Here is an 11,775-nt window from a genome sequence, read left to right on the forward strand (position 1 = left end):
TCGATCATCTCGGCCCGCACCGCCTCGGCCACCGCAGGCAGATCGCTCTCGGGAAGCCGACGCAGCGCGGACGTCTCGTCGAGACCGTCTAGAATCGAGGGATTGGCTGAAGACACTGGCATTGACCCGTTGTTCGCTGGTGACCGCCCGAACGGGCCTGACCCTTCGCCACCCACGGCGCCGGCTCCCCCATCCCAACGGTTGATCCCTGGACTGAGCCGGGACCCTTGAATCTGCACTTATAACGTCATTGCACGGCTTTGCCACGCATGGGCTCAGGACCGGTCGTCCCGCCCCCCATGACAGGCGCGAGCGTCCGGCGTAAGGGCGGCAGTTAAACCTCTGGCCGCCGCCGATCAACGGTGCGGTCGCTCCCGGTGGCCCGCAGGCATGGGCCCGCAGGCAGGGGACAGCAGGAAGGCAGACCATGCGTTCTCGCCCGATGATTCGCCGTCTCCGATCGGGCTGCCTCGCCACCGGCCTCGCCCTCGTCTGCGGACTGCCGGCCGGGGGCGCCCGGGCCGCGGAAACGACTCCCCGCGGCACCGTCGACCGGACCCCGTTCACGTCTGCGTGTCCGGGCCGGCATCCCTGTCGCCGCCAGGCCGGCCCCGGCCCGTCCGACCGCGACGTACATCCCTTCGAGGGCTCCCTCGGGCGCCCCTGCGCCTATCGCTGGCGCGAGACGCCGTCCGGTCCCCGCAAGGTCCGGGTGTGCTTCTGATTCGCGCCCTCGCCCTCCTCGTCCTCCTGGGCGGGCCCGCCCAGGCGCAGACCTGCTCCGAGCAGTTCGCGGAGGGAATGCGGCCCGACCTCGTCAACCCGAAGCTCGCGCGGCAGGCGACGCCCCTGTGCTACGCGGCGTTCGCCCTCCTGCATTCGGGGGTGTCCCGGACACCGATCTATGCCGCCGAGCGCCTGACCCGGTCGAGCGTCGCGGCGGCGCGCGCCGTCGACCGCGTCGATGACTTCCACGACGAGGACGCCCTGCCGGAAGCGGAGCGGGCGCATCTCGAGGACTACGTCCGCAGCGGGTTCGACCGGGGCCACATGGCGCCGGCCGGCGATATGCCGACGGGGGCCGCGCAGGCACAATCCTTCACCCTCGCCAACATCGTACCGCAGGACCGGGCCGTGAACCGCGGCCTGTGGGCGGCCATCGAGGAGAGCGTGCGCCGCCTCGCCACCGCCCGGGGCACGCTCTTCGTCGTCACCGGCCCGGTCTATGCCGGGGACAGCGTGCAGGCGATCAACGGCCGGGTCCTGGTGCCGACGCAGCTGTTCAAGGCGCTGTACGATCCGGTCCGGGGGGAGGCGGGCGCCTACCTCGTGCCCAATCGCGACGACGCCGAGTGGCGCGCCGTGTCGCTCGCCGAGCTGCGCGGCGTCTCCGGCCTCGACGTGTTTCCGGGACTGCCCGATTCGGTGAAGCGTCGCACCATGGACCTCCCCGAGCCGCGCACCTATTCGCGGGGCGACGAAGCCGGCGGGCCGCCGCGCGGGCGGACTCGCGAACCGGATACGTTCGAGGCCTGGGCCAGGAACCAGCTGCACCGCCTCGCCCGGCGCCTGTGGCGCGACCTGATGCGGGCGATTTTCTGAGAGAGAAGACGCGCATGTCAGACACGACGCCGCCGGTGTTCCGGCCCTTCGCCGACGCGGCCGCCGTGCGGACCATCGGCGGCCTCTGCCTGGAAAACGGTCGCGACCGCATCGCCGTGCACGGCTCCCTCGACCTGACCCGGGATCGCGCCGGTCTGGAACGGGCGCGCGCCCTACGGGCGACGGTCACCGCCATCGTCGAGGCCCTCGAAGGGCAGAGCCTGCCCGAGGCAATCGCCGAAGCCACCACAGCCCCGGAGGTGGTGAAGAACCCCTTCGCCTGACGCCGCGCGTCCGATCTTCTTGCCGGTCCCGCGCCGCCCTGATACTCCGGCGCAACACTCATCAGGCGAAGCGATTGGCCCGGAGCGGTTCGACGACGGCGAGGGCCGGACCGTCCGACGGCGCATCGTGCGAGGCCCGGCCGGCTCCCCAAAGGGCCGCCGCGGGGCCGCGCACCCCATCATTCGGCATCGGCCGTGCCCGGAAGGGCCCCGATCCCACAGGTCAAGGATACCGGCATGGCGCGCGAATTCATCTACCACATGAAGGGTCTGACCAAGACCTACACCGGCGGCAAGAAGATTCTCGATAACGTCAATCTGTCGTTCTATCCGGACGCCAAGATCGGCGTGCTCGGCATCAACGGCTCGGGCAAGTCGACGCTCCTCAAGATTATGGCCGGCATCGACACGGAATGGACCGGTGAGGGCTTCGTCGCGCAGGGCGCCCGCGTCGGCTACCTGCCGCAGGAGCCCCAGCTCGACCCGAACAAGTCGGTCCGCGAGAACGTCATGGAGGGGGTCGCCGAGAAGCAGGCGCTCCTCGACCGCTACAACGAACTCGCCATGAACTATTCCGAGGAGACGGCGGACGAGATGACCGCACTCCAGGACAAGATCGAGGCGGGCAACCTTTGGGAGCTCGACTCCAAGGTCGATCAGGCCATGCTGGCGCTCGGCTGCCCCACCGACGAGATGCCCGTCGCCACTCTGTCCGGCGGCGAGCGCCGCCGCGTCGCCCTGTGCAAGCTCCTGCTGTGGGAGCCCGAGTTGCTGCTGCTGGACGAGCCCACCAACCACCTCGACGCCGAGACGGTGAACTGGCTGGAGGGCCACCTCAAGCAGTATCCCGGCGCGATCCTGATCGTGACCCACGATCGCTACTTCCTCGACAACGTCACCGGCTGGATCCTCGAGCTCGACCGCACCCGGGGCTACCCCTACGAGGGCAATTACTCGGCCTGGCTCATCCAGAAGCAGAAGCGTCTGGCCCAGGAAGGCCGAGAGGACATGGCCCGCCAGCGCGCCATCAACCGCGAGCAGGAGTGGATCTCGGCCTCGCCGAAGGCCCGGCAGTCGAAGTCCAAAGCCCGCATCACCCGCTACGACGAACTCGTGGCGAAGCAGAACGACAAGATCGACGCCTCGGCGCAGATCGTCATCCCCATCGACGAGCGGCTCGGCAACAACGTCATCGAGTTCGACCATCTCAACAAGGCGTTCGGCGACCGCCTGCTCATCGAGGACCTGTCGTTCAAGCTGCCGCCCGGCGGCATCGTCGGCGTCATCGGCCCCAACGGTGCCGGCAAGACGACCCTGTTCAAGATGATCACCGGCTCCGAGACACCCGATGGCGGCACCATCTCGGTGGGCGAGACCGTGCATCTCGGCTACGTCGACCAGTCGCGCGACGCCCTCGATCCCGGCGCTACGGTCTGGCAGGAAGTGTCCGGCGGCAACGACATCATCTATTTCAACAAGCGCGAGATCAATTCCCGCGCCTATTGCGCCGCCTTTGCGTTCAAGGGGTCAGACCAGCAGAAGAAGGTCGGCACCCTTTCGGGCGGTGAGCGCAACCGCGTGCACCTCGCCCGCACCCTGAAGGGCGGCGCCAACGTGCTGCTGCTCGACGAGCCCACCAACGACCTCGACATGGAGACCCTGCGGGCGCTGGAAGAGGCGCTCGAGGATTACGCCGGCTGCGCGGTGATTATCAGCCACGATCGCTGGTTCCTCAACCGCATCGCCACCCACATCCTCGCCTTCGAGGGCGACAGCCACGTCGAGTGGTTCGAAGGCAACTTCTCGGATTACGAGGAAGACAAGAAGCGGCGCCTCGGCACCGATTCGCTGATGCCGAAGAAGCTCAAGTACAAGAAGTTCTCGCGGTAGGCCGCGAACCAGCGCTCGGCGCGCATCCCCTCTCCCGGCTTGCTGGGAGGGGGGACCGCATATCGCGTTTCGAGCCTTCTGAAGTTCGCAACGCTTTGTCATCCCGGGGCCGCGCAGCGGAACCCGGGACCCAGAAACACCGGTTTAACAAAGCCTTGCGCTGTCGGCGGCTCTCGATTGCACGCCTTCGGCGCGGCCCTTCGGGTCCGGGTTCGCCTGCGGCGCCTCGGAATGACACCGGTGACCATGTGCGATCGCCCCGTGAGCGGGGAGAGAATCGACGCTTACGTCCGCCTCAGGCCCGCGCGCTCAGCGCCAGGGCCTCGCCCAGATCCCGCACGTCCGTGAGTTTTCGTCCGCGCCGGCGCAGATCCGTCAGCAGGGCCCGGTCTGGGAACGGGCAATAGGGCAGGATGGCGGGCGTCTCGCCCTCTCGCAGCGTACCGTCGGCGAGTTGCGCCAGGACGCGGTCCAGCAGCACCCGTCCGTGCTCGTGCAGGATCACGGACGCCCGCGTCGCCGTGGTGTCAGCCGGCAATGTCACCGCTTCCCGTGAAAGAATCGCCCCGGCATCGATGGTGACGGCGAGGCGATGCACCGTGACGCCGAAAGCCGGCTCCGGTTCGGCAAGGGCGTGGATGGTCGGCACGGGACCGCGATGGCGCGGCAACAGACCGGGATGGACGTTGAAGCCGCCGAGCGGCGCCAGCGCCAGGGTCGCGCCGGAGAGGATCTGGTCGAAGTGGAAGGTGACGACGATCCCGGGTGTGTGACGCGCGAACAGGGCCGCGACCTCCGGCCCGTTGACGTCGTCCACGGTCAGGGTCGGGATGCCGAGGCGGTGGCACAGGGCCTTCAGGGGCGTCGCGGTGGGAGTGTCCGTCGTTCCCGCCAGCCGCCGGGTCAGCCCGGACAGGGGGGAGAGCAGGTCGGGCAGCCCGAAATTCACCCCGAGATACGGCAGGATCGCGGGCCCCGAGCGCGCGAGATGCCGCCGCACCTGACCGATGAGCCCCCCCGAACTCGGACGCTCGGCGTTGGACAGGCCGACGAAGGCGATGTCGGCCGCATGGTCCGTGACGAAGCGGCGGACGGCGCGCGCGTTCGGCAGGGCCTCGAGGACGAAGAGGGCGAGGCGGGGGCGGCTCATCGGCCGGTCCGGATCTTGAACTTGAACCCGCTCATGCCGAGGCGCCGCAGGGACTCGGGCAGCAGGGCCGAGCCGCGGGCGAGGGCCGCGATGATCCACGGGAAAGCGACGATGTCCCGGTCGCGGGCCAGCCCCCTGGCGATGCGGGCGGCCGCGTCCGCCGCGTCGATCTCCATGGGTCGCCAGCCCTGATACTCGCCGCCCATGGCGGTCCGGACGTAGCCCGGCGTCACCACGTTCACCTTCACGCCGTGGGGCTTGAGCTTTTCGCGCAACGCCAGCCCGTGGGCGAGGAGGGCGGCCTTGGTGCCGCTGTAGGCCGGCGCGTCGGGCAGGGGCGCGAAGGCGGCGAGCGACGAGACCAGGGCGATCTGACCGGTGCCGCGGGCGCGCATGAGGTCGACGCAGGGGAGGGCGACGTTGAGAGCTCCGTCGAGGTTCACCGCCACGGTCTCGAACGCCATGGCGGACGTCTCGACGTCGCCGCCGGGGTCGCCACCGTTGATCGCCGCGTTGACGATCACGAGGTCGAGGGGATGGGCGGCGTGGGTGGCCGCGAGCCAGGCGGCGATGCCGGCCCGATCGCGCACGTCCAGGCGCTCGGTCTCCACGATCGCGCCCCTGGCGCGGCAGGCCTCCGCCACGGCGTCCAGGCGTGCGGCATCGCGGCCGTGCAGCACGAGGGTGGTGGCGGGCGTCGCGTAATGACGGGCGAGCGCCGCGCCGATGCCGCTCGACGCGCCGGTGATGAGGATGACGGGCATCGGCTCTGTGGGTTCTGGAAAGGGGAGCGGACCGGCGCTTCAGTAGACCGGTGCGAGATCCTGCGCATCCCCGGTCTCGGCGCGGCCGGCCTGGGCGGCGGCGAGTGCCGCGGCCGGGAGGGTCGCCTCCAGGCGCGGGATCGTCCCGGCCACGGCCCGGGCGATCGCCTCGCCGGAGAAGAAGCCGCCGTTGACCTGGGTGCGGTGCAGGACGACGCGGCGGAAATCGCGCATCAGGTCGGGGTCCGGCGCCACCGGCGCCGTCCAGAACGTCGCGAGGCCGCCCGCATGGGTGAGGCCCGGCAGGTTGTAGATCGCCTCGCCGGTGGCGAGGGTCGGACAGCCGAGTTCGAGGGACAGCATGCCGACGGTGCTGTTGACGAGCACCACGCCGCGGCTGCCGGCGATGAGGCTCGGCAGATCGCCGCCGTCGATGATGTCGAGGCGGTCGTTGACCCCGTGACGCTTGGCCGAGTGACGGGCGTACTTGCGCCAGTTGATCAAACCGCTGTCGAGGGGGTGGAGCTTGATCAGGAGCCGGGTCGCGCCCTTCGAATCGGCGGCGAAGGAGGCGATCACCCGGTCCATGAACGCCTCGACCCCGAGGAAGGGGGAGTGGACGCGGATCTGGTAGTCGCTGTCGAGTTGAAGCGGCAGCAGGAAGTAATCGACCCCCACCGCCGTGTAGGCCTCGTTGAGCCGGGCCGCCTCGCGCCGCGTATGGGCGCGGCGGGCGAACTTCTTGATCCAGCCGGCATATTCCACGGCGATGTGGTTGGGTCGGTGGCTGCGGAAATGCGGGAAGAAATACGGGAAGCCGAAATTGGCGATGTTGTAGGCCACGTCCCACAGGCTGCGCCGCGCCATGTCCCCGCTCGACGGCATGGCACGCCCCGGCTGCGGCAGGCGCCGCGCCACGGCCCGGATGGCCTCGGCGGTCTTGGGAAGGGACGAGTGACCGTTCACGCCGCCGAGTTCGCAGGTGATCCAGTTCGGCCGAAGGTAGCCTTCCTCGAACACGTGGAGGCGCACGCCCAACGGCTCGGCCGCCGCACGGGCGGCAACGTGGTAGGGCCGGCAATCGCCGAACAGGATGATGTCCGTGACCCCGTGCCGGGCGATGTACTCGGCGACGTACCCGCCCCAGTTCTCGAACGACCCGCGATAATTGTCCGCCGGCAGACGCCAGAACAGCCAGTCGCCGGAGGAGAAGTTGATTCGCCGGACCCGGTGACCGCGCTCCTCGAGGCTGCGCCCGAGATCGGAGAAGAACGGGGAGGCGACGCCCTGCAAGAACAGGAACGTGGCGGGTCCGTCGCGATGCGCGGGGGCGCGGGGTTGCAGCATTCCGAGGCGCGGGGTCCTGAAGCCCGGATACCCGGGCGAATGTCACGATGGAAGACGTCGCATAGCCGTTGAAAGGCAGCAATCTTAAGGCATGGTTGCACAAAACGAATTTTAATCCGTGTGACCCGGCGGCCACGCAGCTCTTGGCAGACGGCCATTCCTCGCGAACGGGTCGCATCGGTCCCCGCGAACGGGTCGCATCGGGACGGCCGCTTGCGCGTTCGCGGTGTTTCAGGGTCGACCGGTCCGAAAACCGGTTCCCACTGTTCGGGCCGATGCTCTAGAGCCTGCAGCATCGGGCCGGACGCGGCGGCCCTCCCGTGTTGGTCGAACCGTTCATGCGCCCGAACCCGCCGCCTTCCCTGTTCTCCACCGGCCGGACCATCCGGGCCCTGCGCACGCAGGTCGTGGCGGCGACGGGCAGCGCGTTCGCCCACCCGCTCCAGCCCGGCGCCGTCGCGGTCGTGTGGGGTGCGGACGGCGTCACGGTCGCCGCCTTGAGCCGTCTCGGGCGGCCGGTGCTCACGGTCGCGCCGGGACCGATTCTCAGCCCATACGACACGCCCGCCACGGGGATGGCGAGCCTGCGCCTCACCCTCGACGGGGCGCCGATGGGCGGCGTCCGGGCGGATCCGGCCCTGGCCGACCGATTGGCGCATCTGCGCCTGCACGGCCGAAACCGGTTTTCGGCAGGGGCCGGCGCGGTGGCCGAGATCGAAGGCACGGCGCTGATCCTCCTCGACGGCGCGGCGACCCCGGCCCGGACCCGGGCCTTCGTCGCCGGCGTGCTGGCCCGTCACCCGCAGGTGGACTTCGTCGCCGCCGGCCCCGAGGGCTGCGCCGATCTCGCACCCGCGCCGCGCCTGCGGGTCGTGCGGGCCCCCGTCGACCCCTGGGCCGCCTGCACCGCCGCCGCGCGGGTCTTCACCGGCGATGCGGCGAGCGCCGGCACGGCGCGCCTCGCGGGCGCCGATGTGGTCGAAGCCGATCCGCCGACCGAGCTCGACGACGCCTACGGCGCCGGCATCCATTGGTTCGATCCCTGGACCCGCGCGCCCATCGCCCGCGCGGAGTGCCTCGACAAGGTCGCGTGGCTGCGGGCGCGGTTCCGCGACAACGACCGGCCGACGGTGCTCGTCGGCATCTCGCGGTGGAAGCGGCCCGGCCTCGACGCTTTCACAACCGGCCCGTTCGGCCCACCCATCCACGCCATGGCGGCCGAGGACGCGGTGCACCGTGCGCCCCCCGGCGCCCGGGTCCTCGCCTGGGCGACGCGGATGCCCGAGCGCCTGGAAGCCCTCTGCGCCGAGGCGGGGTTGCCCCTGTGGCGGGTCGAGGACGGGTTCCTGCGCTCCGTCGGGCTCGGCGCCAGCCTGCAGCCCGGCGCCTCAATCGTGGTCGACGATTCCGGCATCTACTACGATCCGCGGCAGGACAGCCGCCTCGCGCGCATCCTGAAGACCGCCGCCTTCCCGCCCGATCTCGTGGCGCGGGCCGAAGCCCTGCGCCGGCTCGTCGTCGCGCGGCGCCTGACGAAGTACAATGTCGGCCTGTCGGACGAATCCGGATCGTGGCCGACGGACCGCCGCATCGTCCTCGTGCCGGGGCAGGTCGAGGACGACGCCTCCGTGCGGCACGGCTCGCCGGTGGTGCGCTCGAACCGCGCCCTGCTGGCGGCGGCCCGCGCCCGCAACCCCGACGCCTTCCTGCTCTACAAGCCGCATCCCGACGTCGAGGCCGGCTTCCGGCCGGGCAGGATTCCGGAGGCCGAGACCCTGGCGCTTGCCGACCGCATCGTCGGCGGGCTGTCCATCGTCGACCTCCTCGACCGGGCGCACCACGTCGAGACCATGACGTCGCTGGCCGGGTTCGAGGCCCTGATCCGTGGCCTCACCGTGGCGGTCCACGGGCGCCCGTTCTATTCGGGTTGGGGCCTGACCGAGGATCTGGCACCCGACGCCGACCGCGGACGCCGCCTCGCCCTCGACGAACTCGTGGCCGGAACGCTCCTGCTCTACCCGCTCTACCTCGATCCCGTGGCGATGAAGCCGTGCTCGGCCGAGCAGCTCCTCGACCGCCTGAGCGCCGAGCGCGACGCCACCGCGCCCTCCACGCTCGCCCTCAGCCGCCGCACCCTCCTGGCCATGCGGGCGCGCTACGCCGTCCTCAACCCCATCGTCCGGGTCCTGCGCGCCCGGCGGGGGGTCGGGCCGGGCGCGCAGGACGCCCCCCCCATCGCGAACTCTCCAGACAAGGCGGACCCGGCTTGATCCTCACGGCCCTCGTCACCGCCCTCGCCCTCAGCCTCGCCATCGAGGCGTTCGACGGGCGCGGCGTGCGTCCCATCGGCCGGCGTCCCGGCGACCTCGCCGTGCGACTCTCGGCCTACGCCCTCGTGGCCGCGTTCTGGTTCGCGTTCTCGTGGCGCCCCTGGCTCGCGGGGTTCTCCTGCGTGCTCACCGTGGCGATCCTCACGGTGGTGAGCCGGCTCAAGCGCGGCGTCATCGGCGAGCCCCTGGTGTTCAGCGATTTCGCCCTCCTGCGTCAGGTGCCGCGCCACCCCGAACTCTACTACACCCGGCCCCTCACCGATCCGCGGATGGCCGGGCCGATCCTGACGAGTGTCCTCGGAGTCGTCCTCTGGTACCGGGTCGAACCGGCCGCGCTGCCGCACGAGCCGAGCGTCGCCGTACTGGCGGTGATCGCCTTGCCTCTGACCCTCTGGACCCTGGCGCGGATGGCCGGGCAGGGCGTCCTTAGCCGCTGGCTCGCCGCGCGCTTCCCCGCGCCCGCCCTGGAAGCGGACATCGCCCGCTACGGCCTGCCGGCGACGATCCTGGCCTATGCGGCACGTTGGCTGAGCCTGCGCGCGCCGGTCGAACAGGCGCCACGGGCCATCGTCCCCTCGGGGGCACCGGACCGCGTCGTCGTGGTGGTCCAGCTCGAATCCTTCGTCGATCCGGTTCGCCTCGGCGGCCCCGCCCTGCCCGTGATGGCGGCGTTGCGCGCCCGCGCGACCCGGTACGGCCGCCTGCGGGTGCCGGCCCACGGTGCCTACACCATGCGGACCGAGCACGCGGTGCTCACCGGTCGCGACGCCGAGGATCTCGGTTTCGGCCGGTTCGATCCCTACCTCACGGGGGGCGGCGCCGAGCCGACGAGCCTGGCCGGCCTCGCCCGGCGGTCCGGTTACGCGACCCTGTTCGTCCACCCCTTCCACCGCGACTTCTTCAACCGCGCCGCCGTCGTGACCCGCCTCGGGTTCGACCGCCTCGTCATGGAGGAGGACTTCGCCGACGCCCCCCGCGTCGGACCGTATGTCGGCGATATCGCCCTGGCCGAGCGGGTTCTGGCGGAGATCCGGGCCCGGACCGGTCCGCTGTTCCTGTTCTGCGTCACCATGGAGAACCATGGGCCGTGGAAGCCCGGGCGTCTGCCCGGTCTCGAAGATCCGCACGCCCAGTATCTCCACCACCTGGCCCATACGGGGGAGGCGGTGGACAGGCTCATCGCCGGGCTGGACGACCGCGTTGCGCGCGAAGGGATCTCGGCGACCCTCTGCGTGTTCGGCGACCACGCCCCGGCCCTGCCGAACTGCCGCCCCGGCTTCGGCGGTACGGCGACGGACTACGCGGTGCTGCATTTCGGCGGCGTGCAGCCCGTCCCGGCCAGGGTCGATCTCACCGCCGACGCCCTCGGGCGGTTGCTGCGGGCGGAGGTCTCCCCGGATCGAGGGCGACCGTCGCCAACGGTGCCGTAAGCCCAAGCGTGACCGTGCCACCCTCGTGACGCATTCTGGGCGGAGACGTCCCGGTCGGCTGGAAATCCAGCCTCGCGCAACAACGATCCGTTAATCTTATGGCAGCGTTTGCCCCATAGGGATGACGGGTTGCCCGCGAACGTGCCGCCGGGTTCGACGTCGAGACGAGGCGCTCCCGGTCTCGCCGTCGCGGAATGGGCGGCACTGCCGGACCGCGCTTCGCGCGAAACCCGGCCTGGAGAAATTGAATGGTTCGCACAGCGGCTCTCGCGGCCCTGACGGCATGCCTCGTGTCCGGTTGTTCCTCGATCCTACCCGGTGCGGGCCCGACGACGGGCGCCATCGTGGACGGGGCCGACGTGTCGACGAGCGAGGGCACGTTCGCGCGCTACGAACTCNTGTTCCTCGATCCTACCCGGTGCGGGCCCGACGACGGGCGCCATCGTGGACGGGGCCGACGTGTCGACGAGCGAGGGCACGTTCGCGCGCTACGAACTCGTGGATCTGACCGCCGCCACCATCGAGGCCCTGCGCGGGCGGCCGCTGGACAGCCTGCTGGCCTCGTTCGGCGATCACCGCCCGTCCCTCGAGCCCGTCATCGGGGTGGGCGATTTCGTCGCCGTCTCCGTNCGCGGGCGGCCGCTGGACAGCCTGCTGGCCTCGTTCGGCGATCACCGCCCGTCCCTCGAGCCCGTCATCGGGGTGGGCGATTTCGTCGCCGTCTCCGTATGGGAGGCCGGCTCCGGCGGCCTGTTCTCCGGGCCGCTCGCCTCCGACCGCTTCTCCGCCGGCTCCAAGGCCGCCACCATTCCCGAGCAGGTGGTCGCGCGCGACGGCGCCATCTCGGTGCCGTATGCCGGGCGCATCCCCGTCGCCGGRCGCCGGCCCCAGGACGTGCAGGCCCTCATCGAGACCGAGCTCGCCGGCAAGGCGATCCAGCCCCAGGTTCTCGTCTCGGTGACGAAGGCGGTCTCGCAA

9 protein-coding genes and 2 pseudogenes are annotated in these 11,775 nt (G+C 70.8%); 8 read left to right on the forward strand and 3 right to left on the reverse strand.

Going from position 1 to position 11,775, the window contains the following annotated elements; all coding sequences use genetic code 11:
* The first annotated feature begins 442 nt into the window (after nt 1-442).
* The 4 genes from ASF27_RS23195 to ettA all read left to right on the forward strand — a co-directional run bounded on the left by ASF27_RS23195 (nt 443) and on the right by ettA (nt 3,776).
* Nucleotides 443-724: a hypothetical protein gene (locus ASF27_RS23195; protein WP_244476667.1), complete on the forward strand. Its 282-nt coding sequence runs from the start codon at nt 443-445 to the stop codon at nt 722-724.
* Nucleotides 725-750: 26 nt separating this feature from the next.
* Nucleotides 751-1,602, forward strand: coding sequence for a DNA/RNA non-specific endonuclease (locus tag ASF27_RS14250; RefSeq protein WP_244481015.1), 852 nt, complete (start codon nt 751-753; stop codon nt 1,600-1,602).
* Nucleotides 1,603-1,616: 14 nt separating this feature from the next.
* Complete coding sequence (locus ASF27_RS14255) at nt 1,617-1,886, forward strand: hypothetical protein (protein WP_056305778.1); 270 nt, start codon at nt 1,617-1,619, stop codon at nt 1,884-1,886.
* Nucleotides 1,887-2,123: 237 nt separating this feature from the next.
* Nucleotides 2,124-3,776, forward strand: a complete 1,653-nt coding sequence (gene ettA / locus ASF27_RS14260; protein ID WP_056172228.1) for an energy-dependent translational throttle protein EttA — start codon at nt 2,124-2,126, stop codon at nt 3,774-3,776.
* 295 nt (nt 3,777-4,071) lie between these two features.
* Here the strand turns inward: ettA and ASF27_RS14265 are convergent, their stop codons facing one another.
* Genes ASF27_RS14265 through ASF27_RS14275 form a run of 3 tightly spaced genes read right to left on the reverse strand, consistent with a single transcriptional unit; the run spans nt 4,072 to nt 7,037 of the window.
* Nucleotides 4,072-4,926 carry a formyltransferase family protein gene (locus tag ASF27_RS14265; protein ID WP_056361105.1) on the reverse strand — a complete coding sequence of 285 codons (855 nt, stop codon included), beginning with the start codon at nt 4,924-4,926 and terminating at the stop codon, nt 4,072-4,074.
* Entirely contained in the window at nt 4,923-5,690 is a 768-nt protein-coding gene (locus ASF27_RS14270) for an SDR family NAD(P)-dependent oxidoreductase (RefSeq protein WP_056305783.1), read from the reverse strand. The genes ASF27_RS14265 and ASF27_RS14270 overlap by 4 nt, the downstream gene beginning before the upstream one ends.
* 39 nt (nt 5,691-5,729) lie before the next feature.
* On the reverse strand, nt 5,730-7,037 hold the full coding sequence (locus ASF27_RS14275; RefSeq protein ID WP_056361108.1) for a capsular biosynthesis protein: 1,308 nt from the start codon (nt 7,035-7,037) through the stop codon (nt 5,730-5,732).
* Between the two features lie 338 nt (nt 7,038-7,375).
* Between ASF27_RS14275 and ASF27_RS21640 the strand changes: the two genes are divergently transcribed.
* The 4 genes and pseudogenes from ASF27_RS21640 to ASF27_RS23205 all read left to right on the forward strand — a co-directional run.
* A complete protein-coding gene (locus ASF27_RS21640; protein WP_082479151.1) occupies nt 7,376-9,307 on the forward strand; it encodes a capsular biosynthesis protein in 1,932 nt (643 codons plus the stop codon).
* 41 nt (nt 9,308-9,348) lie between these two features.
* Nucleotides 9,349-10,797: an LTA synthase family protein gene (locus ASF27_RS14285; RefSeq protein ID WP_244481016.1), complete on the forward strand. Its 1,449-nt coding sequence runs from the start codon at nt 9,349-9,351 to the stop codon at nt 10,795-10,797.
* A gap of 399 nt (nt 10,798-11,196) precedes the next feature.
* Nucleotides 11,197-11,426: pseudogene (locus ASF27_RS23200) on the forward strand (sugar transporter); the annotation flags it as partial.
* A gap of 1 nt (nt 11,427) precedes the next feature.
* Nucleotides 11,428-11,775: pseudogene (locus ASF27_RS23205) on the forward strand (polysaccharide biosynthesis/export family protein); the annotation flags it as partial.

This window comes from Methylobacterium sp. Leaf102 (assembly GCF_001422425.1).
Lineage (GTDB): Bacteria > Pseudomonadota > Alphaproteobacteria > Rhizobiales > Beijerinckiaceae > Methylobacterium.

Coding starts and splice junctions, on each gene's coding strand:
- ASF27_RS23195 (WP_244476667.1), top strand. CDS start 443: ATGATTCGCCGTCTCCGATCGGGCTGCCTCGCCACCGGCCTCGCCCTC.
- ASF27_RS14255 (WP_056305778.1), top strand. CDS start 1,617: ATGTCAGACACGACGCCGCCGGTGTTCCGGCCCTTCGCCGACGCGGCC.
- ettA (WP_056172228.1), top strand. CDS start 2,124: ATGGCGCGCGAATTCATCTACCACATGAAGGGTCTGACCAAGACCTAC.
- ASF27_RS14265 (WP_056361105.1), bottom strand. CDS start 4,926: ATGAGCCGCCCCCGCCTCGCCCTCTTCGTCCTCGAGGCCCTGCCGAAC.
- ASF27_RS14270 (WP_056305783.1), bottom strand. CDS start 5,690: ATGCCCGTCATCCTCATCACCGGCGCGTCGAGCGGCATCGGCGCGGCG.
- ASF27_RS14275 (WP_056361108.1), bottom strand. CDS start 7,037: ATGCTGCAACCCCGCGCCCCCGCGCATCGCGACGGACCCGCCACGTTC.
- ASF27_RS21640 (WP_082479151.1), top strand. CDS start 7,376: ATGCGCCCGAACCCGCCGCCTTCCCTGTTCTCCACCGGCCGGACCATC.